Below are 26,755 nucleotides of genomic sequence, written 5' to 3' on the forward strand. Positions count from 1 at the left end.
TCGCCACAAACCCGGCATATCGTCATCTTGTCGGCTCCAGTTGGGCGTCCCGGCGGACCAGGCCCGCATAGCGCCCGTCCCGCTCCAACAGCTCCTCGTGGGTGCCGCGTTCGACCGCTCGGCCGGAATCCAGGACCACGATCTGGTCCGCGCCCCGGATGGTGGACAGCCGGTGCGCGATGGTGAGCGTGGTCCGGTTGGCCGACAGCGCGTCGATCGCCTTCTGGACGGCGTGCTCCGTGCGGGTGTCCAGAGCGCTGGTCGCCTCGTCGAGGATGAGCACCGGCGGGTCGCGCAGGATGGTGCGCGCGATGGCCAGGCGCTGCTTCTCCCCGCCGGAGAAGCGGTGGCCGCGCTCGCCCACGACCGTGTCGTACCCGTCGGGCAACGACGCGATGTGGTCGTGGATCTGGGCCGCCCGCGCCGCCGCCCACAACTCCTCGTCGGTGGCGTCCGGCCTGGCGAAGCGCAGGTTGTCCGCGACCGAGGCGTGGAAGAGGTACGTCTCCTGGGAGACGACACCGATTCCCCGCGCGAGCGTGTCGAAGTCCAGGTCGCGCACGTCGATCCCGTCGAGCGTGACACGGCCGCCCGTGACGTCGTACAGCCTTGGCACCAGATAGCTGAGCGTGGACTTGCCGGAACCGGTCGGGCCGACGACGGCGAGGCTGCCGCCGGCGGGCACGGTGATGTCGATGCCGTCGAGGATCGGATTGCTCTTGTCGTCGTAGCGGAACTCGACGTCCTCGAAGCGGATCTCGCCCTTGACCTGGTCGAGGTGGACCGGCCGCTCCGGCTCGGTGATGTCGATGGGCAGGTCCAGGTACTCGAAGATGCGCTGGAAGAGCGCGAGCGAGGTCTGGATCTGGACACCGGTGGACAGCAGGCTCACCGCCGGGCGGAACAGGCCCTGTTGGAGCGAGACGAAGGCGACGAGCGTACCCAGCGAGACGGACGGACCGCCGAACTGGATGGCCATGCCCGCCGCCCAGTAGATGACGGCGGGCATGGCGGCCATCACGATGCCGATGACGGACATCCGCCAGCGCCCCGCCATGTTCGACTTCACCTCGAGGTCGACCAGGCTGTCCGACTCGGCCTCGAAGGCCTTGGTGAGCGAATCACCGCGGCCCATCGTGCGGCCGAGCAGGATGCCGCTGACGGAGAGCGACTCGGTGACGGTGGCGGCCATCGCGGCCATCTGCTTCTGCCGCTCGGTGGCGATCTTCTTGCGTTCGTTGCCCACCCGGCGGCTGATCCACACGAAGACCGGCAGCAGGAGCAGCGAGACGACGGTGAGCCGCCAGTCGAGGGCGATCATCGCGACGATCGTGGCGACGACGCTCGTGAGGTTCGAGACCAGCGAGGTGGCGGTGGAGGTCACCGTCGCCTGCATGCCGCCGATGTCGTTGGCGATGCGGGACTGGACCTCTCCCGTGCGGGTGCGGGTGAAGAAGGCGAGCGACATGCGCTGCAGCCGGCCGTAGACGGCGGTGCGCAGGTCGTGCATGACGCGCTGGCCGACCGTCGTGGAGATCAGGGTCTGCAGGACGCCGAAGATGCTGGTGACGACCGCGCTGAGGATCATGCCGAGCGCGAGCAGGCTCAGCAGACCCGTACGACCCTGAGGAATGGCGACGTCCAGGATCTCCTTCAGCAGGAAGGGTGTCGCGACCGTGACGAGGGACGAGGCGCCGACCAGCACACCGACGATCGCGAGGCGGCCGCGGTAGGGCCGGAAGAGCTTCAGGATGCGGCGCACCTGCCGCGGCTGTTCGCTCTCGGCGGGGGACGGGGTCCAGGTGGATCGCTCGGGGCGCATGGGCTCCTACGGAGGGTGAGGGAATGGTTACGGAGACGGAGACACGATGACTCACGGAGCTTAGCTCATTGTTACCTATACTCACAATGAACCGCATCCTGTTATTGTTCCCGTATGACCACCCCCGATGCCGACGGCCTCCTCGCCGAGCAGTTGCTGCGGCTGACCCGCCGCGTGCACCGCATCCAGAAGCGGCATCTGGAGCAGCGCGGGCTGGGCATCACTCCGGCCCAGTCCCGGCTGTTGCGCACACTCGCGCACTACGGCTCACCGCCGCGCATGGCCGATCTCGCCGAGCGGCTGGAGGTGGTCCCGCGGGCGGTGACCACACTGGTCGACGGCCTGGAGGCGAGCGGAAAGGTGCGCCGGGTCCCCGATCCCAGCAATCGGCGGGTGATCCGGATCGAGGTCACGGACCAGGGGCGCGCGGCACTGCAGGAGCTGCGGGGCGCGCGCCGGTCGGCCGCGGAGGAGATCCTCGCTCCGCTCTCGGACGAGCAACGCGAGGTGCTGGGCGGGCTGCTGGACACCCTCGTGGACGGGATGCCCCGGCTGGAAAAGCGCTGCTGAGGGGCAGCTGACGGGGCTCGGCACACACGACGGGCCCCGCGCACCGGCGCCGCGATGCCGGAGCAGGTGCGCGCCATCCCCTCGGACTCCTTCGCCGAACTCCTCGAGCCCTCCCTTCGGCCTCGACGGTTCCGGGAGACTTCAGCGGCCCCGAGCGACTTCAGCAGTATCGGTGATCCACCGTCAGCGCTCCTTGCTCAGTGACGAGAACGCGGTCATGGCAACCGTCGGATCCACGCAGGGCGTAGCGCTCGCTCGTCCTGCCGACCGCGTGCCGTTGATCGCGCGGCGCGTCGGCCGTGTACGTCGCGTCGCCGTCATAGGTGTCGTCGAGCCGTGACCACGCGGTCCGCCGCCCGCCGCGCAGTTCATCCACCGCCGCCCGGTCACCGAGCCGCATCACGGTCCGCAGCCGGCCGTCCGGGCCGAGCGTCGTCGCGCCGTCCATCGTGTACGTCCGGTGGGTGCGCGTCGTCCTCGCCGTCCCGCGCCCGTCGACGGTGACCGTCTGGTCGTCGCTCCAGGTGGCCCTCAGTCCGTCGGTGTCCTCCCCGTCGGTCCATTGGTGCACGGAGGTGTTCGCGAGCACGCGACGGACGGTGGTCGTCACCCGGCCGTGCGAGGTGTCGACGTAGCCGGAGACCGTCAACCGGTGGCCACCCACCGTGTCGAGGCGCTCCGGCGAACCGGGCGTGTACGAGGAGGTGTTGGCGAGGCCGTCCGCCGTGGCCTCGGTGAGCGCGCCGCTCACGTGGGCGCGCCGCGTGTCCTGCCAGACGAGGACGTTGACGGGGGCGCTCCAGCCGCTCTGCCCCTCCGGCACCCCCACGGCGGACACGTCGACGCGGTGCGGACGGCCGTCGTCGAGAAGCCCGGCGAAGGGCGAGAGGTCGTACTCGATGGGCTTGACGTCGAAGGCGCGCGGTCCCGGGATCACGTACCAGAGGAAGGGGTTGGACCAGCCGCCGGTCCACACGTTCGGGAACGGCTCGGCGATGCCGGCGAGCCGGCCGTCGACCTTGATCTGCACCTCACGGTACGGACCGCCCGGCGCCTTGCAGGAGTACGGGGCCGAGTCGGGCACCGTCAGGTACCAGAACTCCTCGCAGCCGCCGCCGGATCCGGTCGCGTAGACCTCGGCGACGATGCGCTCGCTGTTGCGCGGGGTGGTGAGCGTGCCGTTCTGGAGGGTGAGGACACGGCTGGGGGTGTCGGGGGTCGCGGCCGGCCGCGTGGCCCTCCCCTCCGCGTAGAAGGTCAGCGTGACCTTCACGTCGAGGACGCCGGTGTACGTGTCGTCGACGACGTTCCCGATGAGCATCTCGACGTCGCCACCGCGCCGGAACGTGTCGCTGTAACGCGTCACGTCCTTCTCGACGGACCACTCGATGCCGTCGGGCGAGGGCTCGGGAGTGGACGTGCGGAAGATCTCCACGCCACCGACGTGCAGGTAGCCCAGTCGGTCGTACTGGCGGCCCTTGACCTTCCCGTCGAGCCGCAGGACGACCTTGCTCCAGCGGTCGCCGCAGCCGCCGGGCGGTGCGTACGTCCCCCGGTACGGCGTGAAGTCCCTGAACTGAGCCTCGGCGAGAGTCACTTCGCAGGACTTGGCGTGGGGCCTGGATGTCGCCGGGGCGGCGGTCAGGGGATCGTGCCAGTCGGTGCCGAACTCCGCGGGGGCCGCGACGGGCGCGTGGGGAGGGGTGACGGGACTGTCGGGGGGGTGTGACGGGGGCTGCCACGGGGGCGTGGAGCGCGGCGCCCGGTAAGGAGGCCGCGGAGACCGGGCCCGTCGCGAGGCAGGTGCTCGCCGCGAGGAACACTCCGGCGAGCATGGACATGACGATCCGTCTTCTCATGTGCGGTGTTCTACGGGGAGTCGGGACACCCCGCAATGGGCCCTCGGGGCCGCCAGGCCGCGGCGCGCCCAGGGCGGCCGGGGTGACTACGCCGCCAGATCCGTCCTGTCCCCCATCACCACGACGGGGTGCCGGCGCGGGTCGAGCGTGCGCAGCAGATGCTCCATGGCCGGCTTGGGCAGGCTCACGCAGGCCGACGTACCGCTGCCGTGGTCCAGGTGCAGCCAGATGCCGCCGCCCTTCGACTGGCCCTGCGGGCGGCTCGGGTCGTCGGGCGGGGTACCTGGGCGGCGGTTGAAGTTGATGGCGATGACATAGTCGAAGTCGTGCCAGTAGGACTTGGCCCAGCCGCGGGGGGCCTGGTAGGCCTGCGACCGGTCGTACGGGAGAAGCGCGCCCGGGTCGTGGAGCACTCCGCCGGCGTCGGTGAGTGTGAACACGCCGACGGGACTGCGCTTGTCGTCCTCGTGGTGGTCGGTGGTCCAGCCCTTCACCCCGTTGTGCGCCTTCCCCACGCGCTGTGTGTCCCAGGTGGATCCGGACTTCGTGTAGAGAACGACCGTCGAGTCGGCCGAGTTCCTGCCCGCGCCGTAGACGGCCACGACCTGACGGGAGTTGGACGGGATGTGCGACCGCAGCCCGTGGCCGACCCCCGGGATCCGTGTACCGTCGACGCCGCCCGCGGGAGCCCCTTCGGTCTTCCCGCCCGGCCCGCCCGGCCCCTTCGCCGAACCGCTTCCTCCGCCCGGACCACCGCATCCCGAAAGGGTCATCGCGAGGACTCCGCACGCGGCCACGGCGAGCCCCGTCCGCATCGCACCGTTTTTTCGCATGCGGTCCATCGTCGCACCACTTATCGGACGAACAGCCCCTTACCCCCGCCCCTTTGGACACATGGTGTCCTCCTGGGCCCGCGTCCGGCGGCCCGGAACGCGGGCGCGACCGGGGACGTCATCCCGCCCGGGGAAGGTCGCGGCGGGCATCCGCCGGAGGGGCCGAAACCTTGTCCCAAGGGAAAAAACCGCTTGCTTCGGACTGCGTCCTGCCGCGAACCTTTCACGGTTTGCTGCCGGCCTCCGCGACCGGCTTGGTCGCCGAAACGTTACGGCTTCCCCTCACCCCTGAACCCACCCCTTACACGAGCCACTGGGACGCCATGCAGATTCAAGACCTTCCCTATCCAGACCCGGGTGTGCCGGACGCCCGTTCCGGCCCCCGATTCCTGCGGTGGCTCGGCCGGAATCAGCTGGGCGGCCAGTTCAAGGCCCTGGCCTGGGGACTGCTGCACTTCGTCGCCGTCGCCGGGCTTCCGTTCTGTGTGGGCCTGGCCGTGCAGGCCGTCGTCGACAGATCCGGCACACGGCTGGCTCTGACCGGTGGGCTGATGGCGCTGTGCGGTGCGGGCATCGCGCTGGGCGAAACCATGCTGCACCGGGCCGCGGTCACCAACTGGATCACCGCCGCCGCACGCGTCCAGCAGTTGCTGGCGCACAAGACCGCCCAGCTCGGTTCGGCGCTGACCCAACGCGTCGCTGCCGGCGAGGTCGTCGCCGTCTCCACCGGCGACGTCGAGAAGATCGGCTGGTTCGTGGAGGCTCTGTCGCGGTTCGCGGCGGCCGCGCTGACCGTCGTCCTCGTCTGCGTCGGCCTGGTCGTCTACCAGCCGGACCTGGGCGTGATCGTCGCCGTGGGCGTGCCCGTCCTGGCGCTCGCCGTGCTGCCGCTGCTGCCCCGCGCCACCCGCCGCGCCGACTTCCAGCGGGAGAAGGCCGGACGCGCCACCGAACTGGCCTCGGACACCGTCGCGGGTCTGCGCGTGCTGCGCGGCATCGGTGGCGAGGAACTCTTCCTCGACCGCTACCGCCGCGCGTCCCAGGAGGTCCGCCGGGCAGCCGTGCGCAGCGCCCGGATGTGGTCGCTGATCTCGGCCGTCCAGGTGCTGCTGCCCGGCCTGCTCATGATCGCCGTCATCTGGCACGGCGTGCACCTGGCCCGCGACGGCCGGATCACGGTCGGCGAACTGGTCACCGTCTACAGCACGGTCATGCTGCTCACCTACCCGCTGCGGCACTTCGAGGAGATCGCCATGGCGTACTCCTTCTCCCGTCCGTCCGCCAAGCGCGCCGCCCGGGTGCTGGCCCTGGAACGGGCCACGGACAGTGGCGGGTCACGCTCGGCCGAGGTGCCGGGCGGCGACCTGTACGACCCCGTCACCGGGCTTCTCGCGCCCGCGGGGCGGCTCACCGCCGTGGTCTGCGGCGACCCGGACGTGGCGGGCGTGCTCGCCGAGCGCCTGGGTGGCCATCCCTCCGTGGAGGGCACCTCGGTGCTCCTGGGAGGTGTACCGCTCGACGACCTGCCGCTCGGCTCCGCGAGGACGGCCGTCCTCGTCCAGGACAAGGACCCGGTGCTGCTGTCCGGCTCGCTGCGCGAGCTGCTGGACGTGCCCTCCTCGGGTGGGGTGAGCGCCGCCGAGGCGCTGGCCGCCGCGCAGTGCGGCGACGTCCTGGACGCGCTGACGCAGGGCTCGCTGGACGCCGAGGACCCGATGGACGCCCGCATCACCGAGCGCGGACGCTCCCTGTCGGGCGGCCAGCGCCAGCGTCTGGCCCTGGCCCGGTCACTGGTCACCGACCCCGGCGTGCTGGTCCTGGACGAGCCGACCTCCGCGGTCGACTCGCACACCGAGGCCCGGATCGCCGACGGTGTCCGCGCTCTGCGCGCCGGACGCACAACGGTCGTCTTCACCTCCTCACCGCTGCTCCTGGACCACGCGGACCGGGTCGTACTCGTCCACGAGGGCTCGGTCGCGGCCGTCGGAGTACACCGCGAGCTGGTGCTCGGCGAACCGCGGTACAGGGCGGTGGTCACCCGCGAGACGGACGAGGAAGCCGCCTCCGACGGTGGACGGGCGGGCGTCGGGACAAGCGACGCGACGGCCGGGCTCGACAAGATCGACGAGCACGACGAGCACGACGAGCACGACGAGCTCGACACGCTCGACGGGCTCGGCAGGAACAGCGAGATCGACGCACTGGAAGAAATCGAGGAAACCGCATGATCGGCGTGGCGCCACCGGCGTACGACCCGGCGGCCCCGACGACGGCGAACACCCTGCCCGTCGGCGCCGCCGCGACCGTACGCGCCTACATCACCGAACTCTTCCAACGGCACCGCCGGGCCTTCCTGCTGCTCGTCACCGTCAACACGGTGGCCGTGGTGGCCTCGATGGCCGGGCCCTATCTGCTGGGCGCGATCGTCGAGCGGGTCTCGGACCATGCGCGGGATCTCCACCTGGTACGCACCTCCGCGCTGTTCCTCACCGCGCTCGTCATCCAGGCCGTGTTCGTGCGCGAGGTCCGGCTGCGCGGCGCCATGCTCGGCGAACGCATGCTCGCCGACCTGCGCGAGGACTTCCTCATCCGGTCGGTCGGGCTGCCGCCGGGCGTGCTGGAACGGGCCGGCACGGGCGACCTGCTGTCCCGTATCACCACCGACATCGACCGGCTCGCCAATGCCATGCGCGAAGCCGTGCCCCAGCTCGCCATCGGCGTGGTGTGGGTCGTGCTGCTCCTCGGCGGGCTGGCCGTCACCGCACCTCCCCTCGCGCCCGCGGTCCTGGTCGCCGTCCCCCTCCTGGTCGTCGGCTGCCGCTGGTACTTCAAGCGTGCCCCGGCCGCCTACCGCTCGGAGGCGGCCGGTTACGCCGCCGTCGCCGCCGCCCTCGCCGAGACGGTGGACGCCGGACGCACCGTCGAGGCGCACCGCCTGGGCCAGCGCCGCATCGACCTCTCCGAGCGCCGCATCAAGGAGTGGACGGCCTGGGAGCGCTACACCCTGTGGTTGCGCTCGGTGCTCTTCCCCATCGTCAACCTCACCCATGTCACGGTCCTCTGTTCGGTCCTCATGATCGGCGGGGTCTTCGTCCTCCAGGGCTGGATCGACGTGGGTCAGCTGACGACGGGCGCGCTCATCGCCCAGATGCTGGTCGACCCGGTGGGCCTGATCCTGCGCTGGTACGACGAGCTGCAGGTCGCCCAGGTCTCGCTCGCACGGCTGGTCGGCGTCCGCGACATCGAACCGGCCGCCGGCGATCCGGAGGTGAGGCCGGACGGGCGCGACGTGCACGCGGACGAGGTCCGGTTCGGCTACCGCGCCGGCGTGGACGTGCTGCGGAAGGTCTCCCTGGAGGTCGCGCCGGGCACCCGCCTCGCGCTGGTCGGCCCGTCCGGTGCGGGCAAGTCCACCCTGGGAAGGCTGCTCGCCGGGATCTACGCCCCCAGAGCCGGCCACGTCACGCTCGGCGGCGCCGAACTCTCGCGGATGCCCGCGGAGGCCGTCCGGACCCACGTGGCCCTGGTCAACCAGGAGCACCACGTCTTCGTGGGCTCCCTGCGTGACAATCTGCTGCTCGCCCGGACGGGAGCGGCCGACGCAGAACTGTGGGCGGCCCTGGGCGCGGTCGACGCCGAGGGCTGGGCACAGGCTCTGAGCGACGGTCTGGACACCGAGGTCGGTTCGGGCGGCCTGGCGCTCACCCCGGCGCAGGCCCAGCAGATCGCGCTGGCCCGGCTGGTCCTCGCCGATCCGCACACGCTGGTGCTGGACGAGGCGACCTCGCTCCTCGACCCGCGCGCGGCCCGCCATCTGGAACGCTCGCTGGCGCGCGTGCTCGACGGTCGCACCGTCGTCGCCATCGCCCACCGGCTGCACACCGCCCACGACGCGGATGTCATCGCCGTCGTGGAGAACGGCCGGATCAGTGAGCTGGGCAGCCACGACGACCTGGTCGCCGCGGACGGCGCCTACGCGGCTTTGTGGAGGTCCTGGCACGGATGAGGTGATCCCGACCGACCGGCGCGGCACGGATGCGCGGGCCGCGCCGGTCCGGTCAGGGGCGCAGGCGTGGACCCCGGTGGAGCGGCCGGCGCCGGTCCCGCGGGGCCCGCGCACCGGTGTCCTGGTCCTCGCCGCGTGCACGGGTCCGTCCCACGTCGGAGCCTGTGGCGTTGCGCGGTGCCGAACCGGGGTGGAAGGCTGGATGTCGGCACCGATTCGGGGAGCGACCGGGAACCACCCGGTTCGCGCGGGGCGGGGCCGGTGTCCAGTGACCGTGCCCGCCGTCGAGCGTGGTGGGACCGGGCTCACCCGCATTACCTGGAGGTACCCGTGGAGAGCGCCGACGGATGGGGAGACGACGTCTACCAGCCTGACGGATCGGAGGTGCAGGACGACGCGGGGCTGCTCGACGTCGAGGACACCCTGGACTCCGACGGTGTGGGTGACCCACTCGACCGTGGCTGGTCCCCGCCGGAGCGCCCGTGGGCGGTGGAGCACTCCGGGGTGACCGCCTCCGAGCGCAGGCACGGCGAGACCTTGGACCAGCGCCTCGCGGAAGAGCTGCCCGAGGTCACGGAGCCCGGCGGCGACGGTATCGGGGACTACCAGGACGGGGACGGCGAGCCCCTGGACAACGAGGTGGGCACCGCCCGCTCCGGCCGTCTCGTCGCCCCTGCCGAAGGAGCGCACGAGGACGGGGAGAGCGGGCTGATCGCCACCGACGTCGGCATCGACGGCGCCGCTTCCTCGGCCGAGGAAGCCGCGATGCACATCGTCGACGAGGACACCCTGTCCGGCTGAGCGGGCCCTCCCCGGCCCGCCCTTCCCACGCGAGGAGATCCCATGCAGCAGGAGAAGCAGCCCGACTACCACGCTGTGGTCTTCCGGGACCGGGCCGCCGGATTCGCCTTCCTCACCCGCTCCACGGCGACGAGCGAGCGGACCATCGAGTGGGACGACGGCGAGACCTACCCGGTCGTCGACGTCGAGATCTCCTCGGAGAGCCACCCCTTCTACACCGGCAAGGCCCGGACGGTGGACTCGGAGGGCAGGATCGCGCAGTTCGAGAAACGCTACGGAAGCTCGGGACCGGCCGGGGACGAGAAGGACACGGCGTGAGGCCCTGAGACCGTCGCCGCCGACCGCCCGCGCACCACATCCGACGGGTACGGGAGCACCGTGTCCACCGGGCACGGGACCGTCGCAACCCACGGGTACGGGAGCACCGCATCCGACGGGTGCGGGAGCGCCGTCGTCGCCGGACGCGGCGCACGCCCGGCCGGTCAGATGAAGTTGAGCGCCGCCGCGCAGCCCACCCCGCCCAGCAGCATGAACACCGGCATCAGCACCTTGAGCTCCACCCAGCTGCCGGCCCGGAAACGCATCACCTTGGGCGGCCCGATCGGGTACCACCGCTTGCGGCCGAGCGGGATCGGCCACAGGATCGGGCAGCCGGACACCGTCAGCGCGTCCCCGATGTCGTGCACCAGGGCGCCCAGCACGATCGGCAGGCCGAGCCACAGGTACTCCTGGCCGGGCGCGGTGAACAGCCAGTCCGAGCCGTTGCCCGGCTTGTCCAGGATCCCGGCGAGGATCCACGCGCTCGTCGCGGCCAGCAGCCAGACCAGGACGTCGCTGCTGGACCCGCGCGCGGCCCGCCACAGCAGCCCCTCGATCGCGAGCACCATGTGCACGAACAGGAGCGCCAGGACCGCCCAGCGCCCACCGGTGATCGCCAGCAGCGAGGACCCCGCACCGATGGCCACCGCCCACAGCCAGGTGTGCGTCAGCGTGCGATGGCCACCGGAGCGCCGCGGGTCGCCGGCCTTGCGTGTCGACTTGTAGACCGCGTACGAGAGCTTGTCGACGATCTCGCACAGACCTCGTGAGATCGGCCCGAAGGCCCGCGAGATGGTCGCCGCCTTGTGGTCCAGGTCGGGGGCGAGCGCGGCCCCCGCGCAGATCAGGGCCCCGACGAGGAGAACCGGCCAGGGCATGGTGTGACCGGTGGCCGCGGCCGCCGCCCCGACACCGAGCCAGGCCGCGGCCCCCGACAGTGAGTGTGCTGGTCCCATCATGGCCGTTCCCCGCCCCATTCCACTTGTACCGCTGTCCAGTTGCCCGCGTACGGTGACGCTTCGCCGGCGCCACAGCGTAACGTTCGTGATCTTCGGCCGGACATCCGATTCCCCCATCGGGCAGGTCGACAGGCAAGATGGGGGCGTGACCCTTATCGATCAGCTGCCGCAGACCGCAGATCCCGACGCCCTCTACGAAGCCTTCGAGTCGTGGGCCGGGGAACGCGGTCTCACGCTCTATCCCCACCAGGAGGAGGCGCTGATCGAGGTGGTCTCGGGGGCGAACGTGATCGTCTCGACCCCCACCGGCTCGGGGAAGAGCATGATCGCCGCGGGTGCGCACTTCGCCGCGCTCGCCCGGGACGAGGTCACCTTCTACACGGCACCGATCAAGGCGCTCGTGTCGGAGAAGTTCTTCGAGCTGTGCAAGATCTTCGGCACCGAGAACGTGGGCATGCTCACCGGTGACGCCTCCGTCAACGCCGACGCGCCCGTCATCTGCTGTACCGCCGAGGTGCTGGCGTCCATCGCGCTGCGGGACGGCAAGCACGCCGATGTCGGCCAGGTCGTGATGGACGAGTTCCACTTCTACGCGGAGGGCGACCGCGGCTGGGCGTGGCAGATCCCGATCCTGGAACTGCCCCAGGCGCAGTTCATCCTGATGTCGGCGACGCTCGGCGATATGTCGATGTTCGAGAAGGACCTCACCCGGCGCACCGGCCGCCCCACGTCGGTGGTCCGCTCGGCGACCCGGCCCGTGCCTCTCTCCTACGAGTACGTGCTGACTCCGCTGACGGAGACGCTCACCGAACTGCTCGCGACCAGGCAGGCCCCGGTCTACATCGTCCACTTCACCCAGGCGCAGGCCGTGGAGCGGGCGCAGGCGCTGATGAGCATCAACATGTGCACCCGGGAGGAGAAGGACCAGATCGCCGATCTGATCGGCAACTTCCGGTTCACCACCAAGTTCGGCCAGAACCTCTCCCGCTACGTACGCCACGGGATCGGTGTCCATCACGCCGGCATGCTGCCCAAGTACCGTCGGCTGGTCGAGAAGCTGGCCCAGGCCGGCCTGCTGAAGGTCATCTGCGGCACGGACACCCTTGGCGTGGGTGTCAACGTCCCCATCCGCACCGTGCTGTTCACCGCGCTGACGAAGTACGACGGCAATCGCGTACGTACGCTGCGCGCCCGCGAGTTCCACCAGATCGCGGGGCGCGCCGGACGGGCGGGCTTCGACACGGCGGGGTACGTCGTCGCTCAGGCCCCCGAGCACGTGATCGAGAACGAGAAGTCCCTCGCCAAGGCCGGCGACGACCCGAAGAAGCGTCGCAAGGTGGTGCGCAAGAAGGCTCCCGAGGGCTTCGTCGGGTGGACGGACAACACCTTCGAGAAGCTCATCTCCTCCGATCCCGAGCCGCTCACCTCCCGCTTCCGGGTGACCCACACGATGCTTCTGTCGGTCATCGCCCGGCCCGGGAACGCCTTCGAGGCGATGCGGCATCTGCTGGAGGACAACCACGAGCCGCGCAAGCAGCAGTTGCGGCACATCCGGCGGGCGATCGCGATCTACCGCTCGCTCCTCGACGGCGGCATCGTCGAGAAGCTGGACACGCCGGACTCCGAGGGCCGCATCGTGCGTCTCACCGTCGACCTGCAGCAGGACTTCGCGCTCAACCAGCCGCTGTCGACGTTCGCGCTCGCCGCGTTCGACCTCCTGGACCCCGAGTCCCCGTCCTACGCCCTGGACATGGTCTCCGTCGTGGAATCCACGCTGGACGACCCGCGGCAGATCCTCGCCGCCCAGCAGAACAAGGCGCGGGGCGAGGCCGTGGCCGCGATGAAGGCGGACGGCGTCGAGTACGAGGAGCGCATGGAGCGGCTCCAGGACGTCTCGTACCCCAAGCCGATGGAGGAGTTGCTCTTCCACGCCTACAACACCTACCGCAAGAGCCACCCGTGGGTTGGCGACCATCCGCTGTCGCCGAAGTCCGTGATCCGCGACATGTACGAACGCGCCATGTCCTTCACCGAGTTCGTCTCCTTCTACGAGCTCGCGCGCACCGAGGGCATCGTCCTGCGCTACCTGGCCAGCGCCTACAAGGCCCTGGAACACACCGTCCCGGACGACCTCAAGTCCGAGGACCTGGAGGATCTGATCGCCTGGCTGGGCGAGTTGGTGCGCCAGGTCGACTCCAGCCTGCTGGACGAGTGGGAGCAGCTCGCCAACCCGGAGGTGATGACGGCCGAGGAGGCTCAGGAGAAGGCCGACCAGGTCAAGCCGGTCACCGCGAACGCCCGCGCCTTCCGCGTCCTCGTCCGGAACGCGATGTTCCGCCGCGTCGAACTCGCCGCGCTCGACAACGTCCACGAGCTGGGCGCGCTGGATGCCGACGCCGGCTGGGACGCCGACGCCTGGGGTGAGGCGATGGACAAGTACTGGGACGAGTACGAGGACCTCGGCACCGGCCCCGACGCCCGCGGTCCCAAGCTGCTGTCCATCGTGGAGGAGCCGCAGAACAGCCTGTGGCGCGTCCGTCAGACCTTCGCCGACCCGAACGGCGACCACGACTGGGGCATCAGCGCGGAGGTCGACCTCACGGCGTCCGACGCGGAGGGCCGTGCCGTCGTCAAGGTCACCGACGTCGGCCAGTTGTGAGCACAGGAGAATCCCCCGCATGACGAACCCAGCCGAGAGACTCGTCGACCTGCTCGACCTCGAGAAGATCGAGGTCAACATCTTCCGCGGCCGCAGCCCGGACGAGTCGCTGCAGCGTGTCTTCGGTGGCCAGGTGGCGGGCCAGGCGCTGGTCGCCGCCGGGCGCACCACGGAGGGCGACCGACCGGTGCACTCGCTGCACGCGTACTTCCTGCGTCCGGGCAGGCCGGGCGTGCCGATCGTGTACCAGGTCGAACGGGTCCGGGACGGGCGCTCTTTCACCACGCGTCGTGTCACCGCCGTGCAGCAGGGACGCACGATCTTCAATCTGACCGCCTCCTTTCACAAGCCTGAGGAAGGGACCTTCGAGCACCAGCTGCCGCCGGCTCGCGAAGTCCCCGACCCCGAGTCCCTGCCGACGCTGCCGCAGGAGATCACCAGGCATCTGGGCACGCTTCCGGAGGCGTTGGAACGCATGGCACGCCGCCAGCCGTTCGACATCCGGTACGTGGACCGGCTGCGCTGGACGCCGAACGAGATCAAGGACGCGGAACCGCGCAGCGCGGTGTGGATGCGGGCCGTGGGACCGCTGGGCGACGATCCGCTCGTGCACACATGCGCCCTCACGTACGCGAGTGACATGACGCTCCTGGACGCCGTCCGCATCCCCGTGGAGCCGCTGTGGGGTCCGCGGGGCTTCGACATGGCCTCCCTCGACCACGCCATGTGGTTCCACCGGCCGTTCCGGGCGGACGAGTGGTTCCTGTATGACCAGGAGTCGCCCATCGCGACCGGCGGGCGAGGACTGGCCCGCGGACGCATCTACGACCTGAAGGGACGCCTGCTCGTCTCCGTCGTCCAGGAAGGCCTGTTCCGGGCGCTGTGACGATGTGCCGGGCCGCCAGGCTGTCAGGTGCTTCTGCGGCGCAGCCAGCCGACCAGCCCGCGTGGCCACCCGCGTTCCCCGGCCGCGGGCAGGTCTTCGGAGGTGGCTGTCTCCGGCCGCGAAGCCACTGCCGTGGAGACGACCGGCGCGGCTGCGGCCGACACCGGTGCGGCCGGAGCGAAGGCAGCCGGAGCGGGAACCACTGGTCGAGAGGCCACCGGGGATGAACGGGCCCGGGACGAATGGGCCGGGAACGAATGGGCCGGGGACGATCCGGCCGGTTCCGGGACGACGCCGGGCTCGGCCCTCTGCGTCGGACGCGGTGCGGGGTGCGTCTCTCGGGCCTCGGCGACGGCCTGACCCAGGTCGGCGCGGAGCCAGCTGATCTCGTCGGGGTCCTCGGCTGTCATGATCCGGGAGACGAGGTGCGCGGCGGGCGAGTCCGGCGCGCCGTGGGAGGGGCGTTCGGGGCGGAAGCGGTTCAGGCAGGCGCGCTCGTACGGATCCGTGATGACCTCCGCCACCTGCACGGGGTCGAGCAGGGAGGCCACGACCGCCGCCCTCGCCCAGGGGCCCTCGGTCTGGCGCAGCAGGAATCCCATGTGCCGTCCCCGCCAGTTGCGGGGCCGGAGGTCCAGGCCGGCCTCCAGTTGGTCCCGCAGTCCCTCGGGCGTACGGCCCCTGAGCAGCGGAGCGTTCTGCTTGTCGGCCGGGAAGCGGTACAGTTCCTCGGCCAGATAGAGCCAGACCACGGCTCGGTAGCGGTTCAGATAGAACTTGACCGGCACCACGAGGCCCAGGCGTGCGAGGCGTGTGAACCGGGCGGTGGAAATGCCCAGGAGGGCGGCACCCTCTGTCGTACCGACAGCCTTGACGCGCTCTCGCAGCGCCTCGGGAAAGCCCTCTTGGGAACGCACGCGGTCGGTCTCCGCACGGGTGACCCGGCGTCCCCCTCCCCCTTCGTCGAGAACTGTGCGTACGTATCCGAGGTGCACGGCCAGGTCGAACTCGCCGCGCCTGAGCTCCAGTTCCCGGGCGGCGCGGGCGAGCGACCAAGTAGCGGACTGCGTGTCCGACTGCGTGACGGTGTTACCGGACATGACGGTCTCCCCCGTGGAGTGCGGTGCTCGCGCCGGTGTGCGCTTGCCTCGAGAAAAACCGTAGCCGGTCCGGACGATCTCGCGGCGCGCCTGTGTATAACTCCGCCGCGTGACACGTCTGCGCAGGTCAGGAGTCCAGTGAGGGGGATCGTTCCGGCTGGCGTGTGTCCACCCGCAGGTGTTCGCCGACTCGGTTCACCAGCAGGGTCATCTCGTAGGCGACCTGGCCGATGTCGGCCTCCGCGGCACTGAGAACGCACAGGCAGCTGCCGTCTCCCGCGGCGGTGACGAAGAGCACCGCGTCGTCGAACTCGATCATCGTCTGCCGCACCTCGCCCGCGCCGAAGTGACGACCGGACCCCTTGGCCAGACTGTGCAGACCCGACGAGACCGCCGCCAGGTGTTCGGCGTCCTCGCGTCGAAGTCCCGTACTCGCGCCCGTCACCAGCCCGTCGTTGGAGAGCACCAACGCGTGCCGTACGTGTTCGACGCGCTCGGTCAGGTCGTCCAGCAGCCAGCCGAGCCGCGTGTTCTGCTCCATGTCCGTCTCCCCGTGTCGTTGTCTCCCCCTGACCGGAGGATTCGACCAGCCAGCCTTCCCCACGGCCGCCGTGCGAGCAAGGAGGATGGAGGCATGGCACAGAAGATGACCGACGAGCAATGGCGGGCCTTCGTCTCGCACGGCACCCGCACCGGGAAACTGTCGACCGTCCGGGCGGACGGGAGTCCGCATGTGGCGCCGATCTGGTTCCTGCTGGACGGCGACGACCTGATCTTCAACACCTCGAAGGAGACCGTGAAGGGGCGGAACCTCGCCCGTGACGGCCGAGTCGCCCTCTGCGTGGACGACGACCGGCCGCCGTTCGACTTCGTGGTGCTGGAAGGTCGGGCCGAACTGTCCGAGGACCCCGACGAGTTGCGTCTCTGGGCCGCCCGCATCGGTGGCCGCTACATGGGTGCGGATCGGGCGGAGGAGTTCGGGAAGCGCAACGGAGTCCCGGGCGAACTCGTCGTACGCGTGCGGATCGACAAGGTCCTCGCGTACTCCGCGGTGGCGGACTAGAGGGTGCCGTTCGGGTCAGCCGGCTGTGAGAAGCGGTGCCTTGCGGCCGAGTCGCCCCAGCGACGCCTGCATGTTCCGAACGGCACGCCCTGGATCCCTTCGCCCGTGGGCCTCCGGCGACTCGGCGCTCTCAGCCGACGGAGTCGAGCAGCCGGGCGGTGTGCACCCGCCCGGCGTACTCCACCAGTCGGATCAGCACCTCCTTCCCGGAGTCGCGGTCACGGGCGTCACAGAGCACCACCGGCGTGCCCCGGTCGAGGTCGAGGGCACGGGACACGTCCTGGGCTCCGTAGGCCCGGGCGCCCGCGAAGCAGTTGACGGCCACCACGAACGGGATGTGCCGGTGCTCGAAGTAGTCGACCGCGGGGAAGCAGTCCTCGAGTCGCCGGGTGTCCGCGAGGACGACGGCGCCGAGCGCGCCCAGCGACAACTCGTCCCAGAGGAACCAGAACCGGTCCTGGCCCGGGGTGCCGAACAGGTAGAGGGAGAGACCGGACCGGATGGTGATGCGGCCGAAGTCCATGGCGACGGTCGTCGTGGCCTTGCGGTCCACTCCCTCGGTGTCGTCCACCGACTGCCCTGCCTCGCTCAGCAGTTCCTCGGTGCGCAACGGGCGGATCTCGCTGACCGCGCCCACCAGGGTGGTCTTCCCCACGCCGAACCCACCGGCGACCAGTATCTTCAAAGCCAGCGCGGACGACTCGGCGGCCGAGGCGTCGGAGTTCTCGGAGACCATCGATCACTTCCCTCGGGAGTGCCGACCAGGGTCGGCATGGCCCGTCCGCACGCGCTGTGGTGGGACCCAGGTGCACGGCGGGCGCTTCGGTGCATTCGGTACATGTCTGCGGGTGCGCGAAGTCAGCATCATGGCAACTGCGCCTTCCCCGCGAGGGAACGGACCGCTACTGGACCGTTGCGACCGTCTCGCGGCTGTTCGGTGTCCGGAAGTGGGCGATGGCGGGTGCGGGTCGGGCCGACAACGTTCATCTAGAGCGCCCTCAACCCTTCGATCACCTCGTGGAGGATCCGCTCGTCGGGCAGTTGTGCGGGCGGCACCGGGCGGCTGACCGTGACGCGGCCGCGTTCCAGAAGGTCGCCCAGCAGGACTCTGACCACGCCCACCGGCAGGTCGGTGTCCGCGGCGAGTTCGGCCACCGACTGGGTCTCGACGCGGCACAGGTCGATGAGGTGGCGGTGTTCCGGCCCGAGCAGCGACTCGTCGTCCGCCCCGGATGCGGTCGTGTCGAGCGTGACCAGGGCGATCAGGTCGAAGCGGACCCCGGTGGGGCCGGATTGGGTGCGGCCGCCCGTCATCGCGTACGGGCGGACGAGGGGCCCGGCCTCGTTGTCGTACCACTGGCTGCCCACCGCGTCCTCGCTCATCCGTATCGGCCTTCCTCGGCCGATCCGGCGGCGGGCGGCTGCGCAGCGGCGCGCGGAGGTGCGTGGAGATGCTCGCCGACGCGCTTGACCAGCCGCGCCATCTCGTACGCCACCAACCCGATGTCGGCCGTCGCGGCGGTGAGAACGGCGAGACACGAGCCATCGCCCGCCGCCGCCACGAGCAGAAAGCCGTCGTCCATCTCGACCAGTGTCTGACGTACGCCTCCGGCACCGAAATGGCGGCCTGCGCCTTTCGCCAGGCTGTGGAAGCCGGAGGCGACGGCGGCCAGGTGTTCGGCGTCCGCGCGTCCGAGGCCGGTGGAGGCGCCGACCGCCAGCCCGTCGTTCGACAGCACCACCGCGTGCCGTACTTCGGCCACACGCAGCACCAGGTCGTCCAGCAGCCAGTCGAGCTCGCCGGATCTCTGGGCAGCCCGCAGGCTCGGGTCCTGAATCACGCGGGGTCTCCTTCGCCGCTGTCGCCACCCGCATCGGGGGCTGAGGTGCCGCCGTGACCGGATGTCCGGCCGCTACCGCGCGCCCAGCCGTCGCGATAGGCGGTCATTCGGTCCCGTACGAGTTCGGGGGTGCGGGTGTCCTCGCTCCTGGGACGGGGGACATGTGCCGGCTCCTCGGGGCGCTGTTCACGCAGTTGGGGTGCGAGGCTGGCCTGCCGTACGCGTCTGGGGAGGCCGTCGTCACCGTCGGAGGCTTCCGGAGGACGGTGCAGCCGCAAGGTGGTGACTCCAGGGGGCGGTGTTTCGGGTGAGGTCTTCCCGGGGGCTTCGACGGCGGCCTGCACGGGAGCCACGAGGACGGGCCGCTCGGCGGGCGCCTGGACGGCCTCCCTTTCGGGCGTGGCCGACACGCGCGCGTACTCGCGTTCCGCGGGCCCTTCGGTGTCCGCCTTGCGAGGGGCTCGTTCCGCCGGACCTGGCTGCAGCAGCGCCGTGGGAAGCAGGACGACCGCGGTGGTGCCTCCGTAGGGCGAGGTCCGCAGGTGCACCTTGATGTCATGCCGGGCGGCGAGCCTGCTGACCACGAAGAGACCGAGCCGGTCACTGTCGGACAGGTCGAGCGTCTCGGTCTCCTCGATCCGCCGATTGGCCTCGTCGAGCGTCTCCTTGCCCATCCCGAGCCCCCGGTCCTCGACCTCCAGCGCGTAGCCGTTGCCGACCGGCTCACCGGTGATACGGACATGGGTGTGCGGAGGTGAGAACTGCGCGGCGTTCTCGACGACTTCCGCCAGGAGGTGCGTGAGGTCCGCGACAGCGGCCCCGATGACGGACGTCTCCGGGAACTGCCGTACCTCCACGCGCGCGTAGTCCTCGACCTCGGACACGGCCGCACGGACCACGTTCGTCAGTGAGACCGGCATGCGCCAGGCCCGGCCGGGAGCCGAGCCCGAGAGAATGATCAGGTTCTCCGCGTGCCGCCGCATACGGGTGGTGAGGTGGTCGAGCCTGAAGAGGTCGCCCAGTTCGTCCGGATCCTCGGACCGGCGCTCCATGCTGTCCAGCAGGCTGAGTTGGCGATGCACCAGGACCTGGCTGCGCCGGGCGAGATTGACGAAGACTCCGGAGATTCCGCTCGCGAGTTCCGCGCGTTCGACCGCGGCGCGCAGGGCCGCCCGGTGGACGGTGGTCAGGGCCTCCGCGACCTGACCGGTCTCGTCCTCGGAGGGCGGTCCGGACGGGGCCTCGGCCCGCACGTCGATCTCCTCCCCCGCGCGCAGTTTGCGCATGGCGTCGGGGAGTTTGCGCCGGGCGATCTCGAGGGCCCTGTTGCGCAGGGCCACCAGTTCGACGACCAGGCCGCGGCCGATGCGTACGGAGATGACGAGTGACGCGGCGACGGCGGCGAGACCGAACACGACGGCGGCGCCGGCGGGCGTTCGCAGACCGCGGGTCAACGGGTAGTCCCGGCCCTCGGCACCTGGGCCCGCGTGGGCCTCGATCGTGCGCATGGCGTCACTCACCCGCGCGTGAGGCGCGTTCCAGTCGGCTTCCGGCGCGGCGGCCAGGGCGGTGGCGCCCGGCCGGGACGCGAGCGCGCTGTCCTCGACGGCACCCACGTCGGCGTACGCGCTCCCGTCCATGAGGTCGCGCCAGGACGCTTGTTCGGCCCCCCGCAGATCCGCGACGGACGCGTCGGTCAGCGCACGACGGGTGGCGACGGCTCCGGTGAACAGCCGCAGTCGTTCACCCTCCAGCGTGCCCGCGAGCCGCGCGCCGGCCAGCACCGTGTCCTCCTGCGCGAGCGCCTCCCTTGCCCGGGAGAACTCGATGAGCACGCGCGCCTCGGATCCGGGGCCCGGGTCCTGGACGCCGGTGAGCGCGCCGGTCACCGTGAAGGCGGCCGAAATGACCTTGGTGTACTGCTCGTAGACCTCGTTCCACCCCGTACGGCGCTCGCGTACGGCACTGCGCAGCGTTCGCAGGTCCTCCGCTGCGGTGACGAAGGAGTCGAGGCGGCCGGCCACCCCGGTAGGCAGGTCGGCGCCGTCGGCGACGGTGTTGCGGTCGCCGAGCCGAAGTTTCGCCACCGCGCGGTCGGTCCGTTCCGCGAACGTCCTGAGGTCGCTCTGCCGCTCGGACTCCGGATCGGTCGCGTAGCGGACGGTAGCCGTCCGCTCGGCCTGCAACGCGGTGACGGCGTTGTCGATCGGGACACGGATCATGGAGTCCACGCGTTGCAGTTGCCGCAGTCGCGCGACGTCCTGAGCCGTGGTCACCGTGGCATACGCCCACAGCGCGAACAGGGAGACGACCGGCACCATCAGCAGGCAGATGATCTTGGCCCGCACGGTGCGGGGGCGCGGGTTCCAACGACCCGCGCGACGCGGGATCGCCCCGGGACGCGGGCTCCCGACGGGTCCCGTCCCGTCGGCGTCCTCGTCGAGGCCGCCGTGCTCCTCGGCGGGCGGGCCGGCGTGGGCACGACGGCCGCGCGCCGGAGCCTGGGACGGCGACTCGGCGCCGGGTGCGGGGGTTGTACGGGGTGTACGCATGGCCTCCTCACTCAATGAATCGGGGGCGTTCCCGGCGGGTCGGTACCGAGCCGCGGCTAGCGGGCGGCGCTCTCGACCGGCCGCTGGGCCGCCGCGGACGCCTCACGCTCGCGGGCCGTGGGTGACAGTGCGACGAACGCCGAGGTCAGGAAGAGATAGGACCCGAGGCCGACGGCGAGGGGGAAGACGAACTGCATCACCGTGGCCCCGGGAAGAGCCTCACCGGAAGGGCTGACGCGGACGCTCACCGCCAGCATTCCGGTGTAGTGCATGCTGCTCACGGCGCCTCCCATGACGAGTGAGGCCCCGACGACCGCGAGGGGTGACTTGATGTTGAGCCCCGCCCACAGGGCCGCGGTCGCCGCCACCACGGCGATCACCACCGAGAGTCCGACGAGCATCGGGTCGTAGCGCACGGAGCCGTGCAGTCGCAGCGCGGCCATGCCGAGGTAGTGCATGCTCGCGACCCCGAGCCCCGTGGTGAGTCCGCCGAGGGCGAGCGCGCGTCCCCGGTCACGGCCGTACCCGACCGCGAAGACGCCCGCGCCCACGACGACCAGGGCCACGAGCAGACTCAGGATCGTCAACGGGACGTCGTAGCGGATCTCCGTGCCACTGACGCCGAACCCGAGCATCGCCACGAAGTGCATCGTCCAGATGCCGGTGGCGATCGCCGAGGCCGCCGCGAGGAGCCAGTTGCGGCGCGCGCGTCCGGTGGCGGCGAGCGCGCGGACGGTGCAGCGCAGCCCGAGAGCAGCGCCGGTACAGGCCATCGCGTACGACAGCACGGGGGTCAGCCAGCCGAAGGTGGCGTGGTCCAGGTGTCCCATGGCCCACGGACGCTAGCCCGGCCAGGGGCGCACGAAGGGGGCGCATTTCGAAAGGTGTTGCAATATGACACAGAAAGGCAGCCGAGCGATCGCGTCACGTTCGAACGTGTGCGCAGCGTCGCCCTTCGTGTCGGTGCGGGATCATGCGGAACATGAACGACGACCACACACACGTCCGGGAGTTCTTCTCACCGCGCGCCGCCGACTGGGACGCCAGATTTCCCGACGACGGGCCCGCCTACGCGGCGGCGGCGGCCGAACTCGGCCTGCGCGAGGGTGACCGGGTACTCGACGCGGGCTGCGGCACCGGGCGCGCCCTGCCGCCGCTACGAGCGGCCGTGGGGCCGTCCGGAGTGGTCATCGGGGCCGATCTGACCCCGGCGATGCTGGCGGCCGCCGTACGGGCCGGGCGGGACCGCGAGGGGCAACTGCTGCTCGCCGATGCCGCCACGCTGCCGCTGCGCACCGGGTCGCTCGACGCCGTGTTCGGCGCGGGCCTCATCGCCCATCTGCCGAACCCTCGGGCGGCTCTGCGGGAGTTGGCGCGCGTGGTGCGTCCCGGTGGCACGCTGGCCCTGTTCCATCCCATCGGGCGGGCGGCGCTCGCGGCCCGCCAGGGTCGCCGGATCACGCCGGACGATCTGCGAGCGGAGGCGAATCTGCGTCCTCTGCTGGCGGGTTCCGGATGGGTCATGACGTCGTACGCCGACGAGGACGAGCGCTTCCTGGCGCTTGCCGTACACCGGAGCTGAGACCTCACACCGTTGCGGCGATCTCGGCCACGAAGGCGTCGGGGTTGTCGAACATGATGTTGTGCCCCGCCCGGGGGACGCTCACCACGCGCACACCGGCGGCCTCCAGCCCTTTTCTGTCGTCCAGTTCGCCACTCAGTTCCCCTTGGAGGTAGACACGGGCCACCGGCGACCGCTCCAACAGGTGGCGCATGGTGGGCGTGGTGCCGCGCGCGAGCCCGGTCGCGGTCCGGTGGAGGGCGAGCGGGTCGGCGAGTCGCATGGTGGCGGCCCATGCGGGGCCGACCTTGTCGAGCACGCGCGCGTGGCCGCCGTTTTCGACGTACTCCCGCTCCGAGTAGGAGGCGATCCCGCTGCCGCCCGCCTCGCCCGGGGGGTACGGGTCGAGATTCGCTTCCACGAGGACGAGCCTGGACACGAGGTCGGGCCGGCGGTCCGCGAGCACGATGGCCACGGCGCCGCCCATGCTGTGGGCGACGAGTTCCGCCGCCGTGACACGGGCCTCGTCCAGAGCGGCGGCCAATGCGTCGGCGTGATCCTCCAGGGTGTAACCGAAGTCCACGGGCCGGTCACTGATGCCATGCCCCGGCAGATCGACGAACAGGGAGCGACGTCCTGCCAGTTCGGGCCGGGCGGCGATGTGGGCGTTGTAGACCGCCGAGGCCGATCCCAGGCCGTGCACATACACCCGGGCCGGCTCCGCGCCTGCGGCTTCCGTCCAGCGGATCCGACTTCCCCTGCCGTCGAACTCTGCCTGCTTCATCGCTTCTCCTCCTGGAGTCGCTTCGTCGTTCTCGACGTTCTCGACATCCCGTAGAGAATACATCGTCTCCGATGTATTACGAGTGCGATGCATCAAGTGCTCGATGACGATGGAGCGGGGATGGTGGAGCGGATCTACTGACGAGCCGGTGCACGGCGCCCGTGCGACACAATGCGACACATGCTGGAACTGGCCATCCTCGGCTTTCTGTACGACTCCCCCCTGCACGGCTACGAACTCCGCAAGCGCATCACCGCGCTGACCGGGCACGTGAAACCCGTCGCCGAGAGCACGCTGTATCCCGCGATCAAGCGGCTGGAGAAGGCGGGCATGCTGGCGCGGACGACGGAGCCGGGCGCCGTGGCCGCCCCCCGCCATGTCCTGACACTCACCGAGGACGGCAAACGCACACTGCGCCGCCGACTCGCGGAACCCGCGCGGAGCGACATCACCGACGAGAACCGCTGGTTCACGGTGCTCGCCTTCCTGAGGCACCTCGATGACCCTGCGGCCCAGGCCTCGGTGCTGCGCCGCAGGCTCACCTTCCTGGAAGAGCCGGCGAGCTTCTTCTACGAAGGCGACCGGCCACTGCGTGCCGAGGAACTGGACGACCCCTTCAGGCGCGGCGTCCTCACCATCGCGCGGGCCACGAGTGTGGCCGAACTGTCCTGGCTGCGGGCCACGATCGCCTCACTCGACGCGAGTGACGGGTGAGGCGGGACAGCCGCGCACACCTGGCACCGGGCATGTCCCCAGTTCGGCGACGCGGTAGCCGTTCGGGTAACCCTTGATCTCCCGGTTCTGCCGTGCGTAGTGCGGGGCCCGACGGGGCGGCAGCAGCCGGACCAGACGGCCGCGCGCCCGTACCGCACGGCGCACCAGCACGCGGGTGGCGGCACCCGGTGGCTCGTACCGGAACGCCCGCAACAGCGGTTCGTCGAGCAGCGCGAGCGTCGAGGCACGCAGCAGGGGCGCCAGCGGGCGCGGGTACCAGGAGGCCATCAGGTCGAGGGTCGCGTCGGAGACGCGACGCCCACCCTCGTCCCACCCGAAATGAGCCTCTTCATAGGCGTCGAGGCATGCCTCGAACTCCTCGTACGTCTCCGGGATGTCCTCGATGCCCATGTGCCGTCCCAGAGTGCCGTAGTGGACGGCGGACGCGACGATCTCGTGCCGGGACATCCTGCGCCACCCGTAGGCGTCGATCCACCGTTTGGGCACGACCACGAAGGTGCAGAGCACGTACCGCATGTCCGCGTTGCCGATGTCGTAGCTGCGGTGCATCTGGTTGATGCGCCGGATCGCGGTGCGCCCCTCCTCGGAGTTGAAGCCGTGCTCGACGACGGTGTCCAGAAGCAGCGCGGTGTCGTCGTAACGCTTCTGCGTGCGGTCGGTGAGCTCCGCCGTCTCGGCGAGCAGCCGGCCGATGCCGGGGACGGCGTACGTGCGGTAGAGGGCCAGCTCCAGGGCGCGGGCGAGGTCCCAGGGGAATTCGTAGACGGAGCTGAGCCGGTAGATCTCCGACGCCTCTTCGCGCGGGTCCATCCGCCGAATCCGCTCGAGTCGCTCGTAGCGCTTCACCGAGCCGTCCCCCTTCTGCCGCCGAGGCTTCAACTCTACGTTGAGTAGCAGCATATGAACGGTCAGCGATGACGAGCCCGCAGGGGAAGGCGGTCCGATGTCCGGCATGTTCGCCAGATTCCGCAGGTTGTGGGGCCCCAGGACGGCCGAGGAGACCGGAGGGCGGCGGCCTGCGAAGCAGCGCCCCGAGAGGCGTGCGCGCAACCTGTTCGAGGCCGCCGCCGCATATGTGTCGGCGTGCGCGGAGGACGACCAGGAGCGGATCGACGAGGCCGCGACCTGGGTGTCGCCCGAGGCCCTGTCGTTCGGGGTGAACGAACTGGCCTGCCGCGCCGTCATCGCCCTGGCCCGCGAGCGCGACGAGTCACCCCGTACCGTGGCGCGGACGCTGCTCGGTCTGCCGACCGGCTGAAAGCCAGGGGCCGCGACGGTCGTTTCGCCCCTGTCCAGCCGGATAACTGCAGCTCCGCGTGGGCTTCGGGCCCGTGACAAGCACCTTCCGGTCGCACTAGGGTGCGCCGACGAACGTAGCGATGGGGAGGTTGGGATGGCCGGGACGGACGGTGACGCCGTCGCCACCGGGGACGACGACGCGCTGTATGTGCTGACGGCGGTGCTGCTGACGCCCGCGAAGTTCCCCAGCGTGCTGGGGGACGACTACCCGGAGGCCTGCGCGGCCCTGGATCTGGCGCCCCTGTCCGACGGATACGGGATCGTGCTCGGCCAGGACGGCGACGGCGCGCGGTGGACGGTCGTCATCGACGATGTCTCGTTGGTCGCCGTCGCCATCGCGTCCTGGGACTGCGGCATGGAGCACGAACTGTCCCCCGACGAGCGGACGGTCGTCTGCGCGCTGCCCGGCTGGCCCCTCGCGGTCGCTGTCGCGGCGCCGGGGGTTCCCGCCCCGCACGATCCCGCTCCCGATCTCGCGGAGCGGCCGCCGCTCACCCCTCCGGACACCACCGACTGGGGGCCGGCGCAACGGCGTCTCGGCGCCGACGAGATCGCCCTGCAGTGGTCGACATGGCGGGAACAGATCGACGACGACGAGTTCGTCACGGCGGAGAGCAAGGCTCAGGCGGAGGACAAGGCTCACGCGGAGGACAAGACTGAGGACGAGAACGCGCCTCAGGACGAGTCCGTGAGCGGCGGCAGGAGCCGTAGCGGTGTCCGCCGGGTGCTCGCGGAGGCGCGGTCCTACGTGGACACGCCGCCGCCACTCGGCCGTGTGCGCTCGTCGTTCGCCACCGGCGACGCCCGGACGCTGCGGGCCGACGGCCCGGGCTGGTCGATGGTCGCCCGAACCGACGACATCGCGTTCGTCCTCCTGGACGACGAACCCGGTGAGGTGCTGCCCGTCGGGCGCGGCCCCGAACTGCCCGGTCTTCTGGAAGCCCTCGACAAGATGGCCGTTCGCCCCAGCTGAGCGACCGCGCCGCGCGACCACCGCGGACGGTGCGTGCTGCCGCTCGCGGGCTGTACGGCCGTAAGGTCCGCGAGCGGCGGCGTGGCCGCCTCCCGCTACGCCGGGCGGAGCCGCGCCGGGCCGGGCCGCACCGG

At 70.8% G+C, this 26,755-nt stretch carries 24 protein-coding genes and 1 pseudogene; 12 read left to right on the forward strand and 13 right to left on the reverse strand.

Annotated elements, in window-relative coordinates:
* Window positions 1–22 precede the first annotated feature (22 nt).
* The gene (locus HEP85_RS06130) at window positions 23–1,822 is read right to left on the reverse strand and encodes an ABC transporter ATP-binding protein (RefSeq protein WP_168526869.1); all 1,800 of its coding nucleotides are present in this window, start codon (window positions 1,820–1,822) and stop codon (window positions 23–25) included.
* Window positions 1,823–1,936: 114 nt separating this feature from the next.
* Here HEP85_RS06130 and HEP85_RS06135 point away from each other — a divergent pair, with 114 nt between their 5' ends.
* On the forward strand, window positions 1,937–2,392 hold the full coding sequence (locus HEP85_RS06135) for a MarR family winged helix-turn-helix transcriptional regulator (protein WP_168526871.1): 456 nt from the start codon (window positions 1,937–1,939) through the stop codon (window positions 2,390–2,392).
* 160 nt (window positions 2,393–2,552) lie between these two features.
* Here the strand turns inward: HEP85_RS06135 and HEP85_RS06140 are convergent.
* Both HEP85_RS06140 and HEP85_RS06145 read right to left on the reverse strand, forming a co-directional pair.
* A pseudogene (locus HEP85_RS06140) lies at window positions 2,553–4,070 on the reverse strand (peptide-N4-asparagine amidase); the annotation flags it as partial.
* Window positions 4,071–4,337: 267 nt separating this feature from the next.
* Window positions 4,338–5,084 (reverse strand): hypothetical protein, encoded by a 747-nt coding sequence (locus tag HEP85_RS06145; RefSeq protein ID WP_168526873.1) that lies wholly within the window; start codon window positions 5,082–5,084, stop codon window positions 4,338–4,340.
* A gap of 323 nt (window positions 5,085–5,407) precedes the next feature.
* Here HEP85_RS06145 and HEP85_RS06150 point away from each other — a divergent pair, with 323 nt between their 5' ends.
* From HEP85_RS06150 to HEP85_RS06165, 4 genes are all read left to right on the forward strand, one after another.
* A complete protein-coding gene (locus tag HEP85_RS06150) occupies window positions 5,408–7,312 on the forward strand; it encodes an ABC transporter ATP-binding protein (protein ID WP_168526875.1) in 1,905 nt (634 codons plus the stop codon).
* Window positions 7,309–9,090: an ABC transporter ATP-binding protein gene (locus tag HEP85_RS06155; RefSeq protein WP_168526877.1), complete on the forward strand. Its 1,782-nt coding sequence runs from the start codon at window positions 7,309–7,311 to the stop codon at window positions 9,088–9,090. Before HEP85_RS06150 ends, HEP85_RS06155 begins: the two co-directional genes overlap by 4 nt.
* A gap of 330 nt (window positions 9,091–9,420) precedes the next feature.
* Window positions 9,421–9,891: a DUF5709 domain-containing protein gene (locus HEP85_RS06160; RefSeq protein WP_168526879.1), complete on the forward strand. Its 471-nt coding sequence runs from the start codon at window positions 9,421–9,423 to the stop codon at window positions 9,889–9,891.
* A 42-nt stretch (window positions 9,892–9,933) separates the two neighbouring features.
* Window positions 9,934–10,209: a type B 50S ribosomal protein L31 gene (locus HEP85_RS06165; protein ID WP_168526881.1), complete on the forward strand. Its 276-nt coding sequence runs from the start codon at window positions 9,934–9,936 to the stop codon at window positions 10,207–10,209.
* 164 nt (window positions 10,210–10,373) lie between these two features.
* On the opposite strand, the gene HEP85_RS06170 is transcribed toward HEP85_RS06165, so the two are convergent.
* Window positions 10,374–11,168 (reverse strand): metal-dependent hydrolase, encoded by a 795-nt coding sequence (locus HEP85_RS06170; RefSeq protein ID WP_168526884.1) that lies wholly within the window; start codon window positions 11,166–11,168, stop codon window positions 10,374–10,376.
* Between the two features lie 145 nt (window positions 11,169–11,313).
* Here HEP85_RS06170 and HEP85_RS06175 point away from each other — a divergent pair, with 145 nt between their 5' ends.
* Window positions 11,314–13,827 (forward strand): RNA helicase, encoded by a 2,514-nt coding sequence (locus HEP85_RS06175; protein ID WP_168526885.1) that lies wholly within the window; start codon window positions 11,314–11,316, stop codon window positions 13,825–13,827.
* Between the two features lie 19 nt (window positions 13,828–13,846).
* Complete coding sequence (locus tag HEP85_RS06180; RefSeq protein ID WP_329285805.1) at window positions 13,847–14,713, forward strand: acyl-CoA thioesterase II; 867 nt, start codon at window positions 13,847–13,849, stop codon at window positions 14,711–14,713.
* Window positions 14,714–14,736: 23 nt separating this feature from the next.
* On the opposite strand, the gene HEP85_RS06185 is transcribed toward HEP85_RS06180, so the two are convergent.
* Window positions 14,737–15,813 carry a DUF6397 family protein gene (locus HEP85_RS06185; RefSeq protein WP_248001851.1) on the reverse strand — a complete coding sequence of 359 codons (1,077 nt, stop codon included), beginning with the start codon at window positions 15,811–15,813 and terminating at the stop codon, window positions 14,737–14,739.
* Window positions 15,814–15,940: 127 nt separating this feature from the next.
* On the reverse strand, window positions 15,941–16,354 hold the full coding sequence (locus HEP85_RS06190; protein ID WP_168526887.1) for a roadblock/LC7 domain-containing protein: 414 nt from the start codon (window positions 16,352–16,354) through the stop codon (window positions 15,941–15,943).
* A gap of 93 nt (window positions 16,355–16,447) precedes the next feature.
* Here HEP85_RS06190 and HEP85_RS06195 point away from each other — a divergent pair, with 93 nt between their 5' ends.
* Window positions 16,448–16,876 (forward strand): PPOX class F420-dependent oxidoreductase, encoded by a 429-nt coding sequence (locus HEP85_RS06195; protein WP_168526888.1) that lies wholly within the window; start codon window positions 16,448–16,450, stop codon window positions 16,874–16,876.
* 130 nt (window positions 16,877–17,006) lie between these two features.
* Here the strand turns inward: HEP85_RS06195 and HEP85_RS06200 are convergent, their stop codons facing one another.
* From HEP85_RS06200 to HEP85_RS06220, 5 genes are all read right to left on the reverse strand, one after another.
* The gene (locus HEP85_RS06200; RefSeq protein WP_153292055.1) at window positions 17,007–17,612 is read right to left on the reverse strand and encodes an ATP/GTP-binding protein; all 606 of its coding nucleotides are present in this window, start codon (window positions 17,610–17,612) and stop codon (window positions 17,007–17,009) included.
* 251 nt (window positions 17,613–17,863) lie between these two features.
* Window positions 17,864–18,259: a DUF742 domain-containing protein gene (locus tag HEP85_RS06205; protein WP_168526889.1), complete on the reverse strand. Its 396-nt coding sequence runs from the start codon at window positions 18,257–18,259 to the stop codon at window positions 17,864–17,866.
* Window positions 18,256–18,717, reverse strand: coding sequence for a roadblock/LC7 domain-containing protein (locus tag HEP85_RS06210; protein WP_168526890.1), 462 nt, complete (start codon window positions 18,715–18,717; stop codon window positions 18,256–18,258). The genes HEP85_RS06205 and HEP85_RS06210 overlap by 4 nt, the downstream gene beginning before the upstream one ends.
* Window positions 18,714–21,269, reverse strand: coding sequence for a nitrate- and nitrite sensing domain-containing protein (locus tag HEP85_RS06215; RefSeq protein WP_369657623.1), 2,556 nt, complete (start codon window positions 21,267–21,269; stop codon window positions 18,714–18,716). Before HEP85_RS06215 ends, HEP85_RS06210 begins: the two co-directional genes overlap by 4 nt.
* A 56-nt stretch (window positions 21,270–21,325) precedes the next feature.
* The gene (locus tag HEP85_RS06220) at window positions 21,326–22,099 is read right to left on the reverse strand and encodes an MHYT domain-containing protein (RefSeq protein ID WP_168526892.1); all 774 of its coding nucleotides are present in this window, start codon (window positions 22,097–22,099) and stop codon (window positions 21,326–21,328) included.
* A gap of 152 nt (window positions 22,100–22,251) precedes the next feature.
* On the opposite strand from HEP85_RS06220, the gene HEP85_RS06225 reads away from it, so the two are divergent.
* A complete protein-coding gene (locus HEP85_RS06225; protein ID WP_168526893.1) occupies window positions 22,252–22,851 on the forward strand; it encodes a class I SAM-dependent methyltransferase in 600 nt (199 codons plus the stop codon).
* A 4-nt stretch (window positions 22,852–22,855) separates the two neighbouring features.
* Here the strand turns inward: HEP85_RS06225 and HEP85_RS06230 are convergent, their stop codons facing one another.
* Window positions 22,856–23,614, reverse strand: a complete 759-nt coding sequence (locus HEP85_RS06230; RefSeq protein ID WP_168526894.1) for an alpha/beta fold hydrolase — start codon at window positions 23,612–23,614, stop codon at window positions 22,856–22,858.
* Between the two features lie 180 nt (window positions 23,615–23,794).
* Here HEP85_RS06230 and HEP85_RS06235 point away from each other — a divergent pair, with 180 nt between their 5' ends.
* Complete coding sequence (locus HEP85_RS06235; RefSeq protein ID WP_168526895.1) at window positions 23,795–24,328, forward strand: PadR family transcriptional regulator; 534 nt, start codon at window positions 23,795–23,797, stop codon at window positions 24,326–24,328.
* On the opposite strand, the gene HEP85_RS06240 is transcribed toward HEP85_RS06235, so the two are convergent.
* Window positions 24,305–25,195 carry an oxygenase MpaB family protein gene (locus HEP85_RS06240; protein WP_168533387.1) on the reverse strand — a complete coding sequence of 297 codons (891 nt, stop codon included), beginning with the start codon at window positions 25,193–25,195 and terminating at the stop codon, window positions 24,305–24,307. The genes HEP85_RS06235 and HEP85_RS06240 overlap by 24 nt on opposite strands.
* A 106-nt stretch (window positions 25,196–25,301) precedes the next feature.
* Between HEP85_RS06240 and HEP85_RS06245 the strand changes: the two genes are divergently transcribed.
* Both HEP85_RS06245 and HEP85_RS06250 read left to right on the forward strand, forming a co-directional pair.
* The gene (locus tag HEP85_RS06245; RefSeq protein WP_168526896.1) at window positions 25,302–25,607 is read left to right on the forward strand and encodes a hypothetical protein; all 306 of its coding nucleotides are present in this window, start codon (window positions 25,302–25,304) and stop codon (window positions 25,605–25,607) included.
* 135 nt (window positions 25,608–25,742) lie between these two features.
* A complete protein-coding gene (locus HEP85_RS06250) occupies window positions 25,743–26,621 on the forward strand; it encodes a hypothetical protein (protein ID WP_168526897.1) in 879 nt (292 codons plus the stop codon).
* The last annotated feature ends 134 nt before the right edge of the window (window positions 26,622–26,755 follow it).

It is taken from the genome of Streptomyces sp. RPA4-2, assembly GCF_012273515.2.
Taxonomy (GTDB): Bacteria; Actinomycetota; Actinomycetes; order Streptomycetales; family Streptomycetaceae; genus Streptomyces; species Streptomyces kaempferi.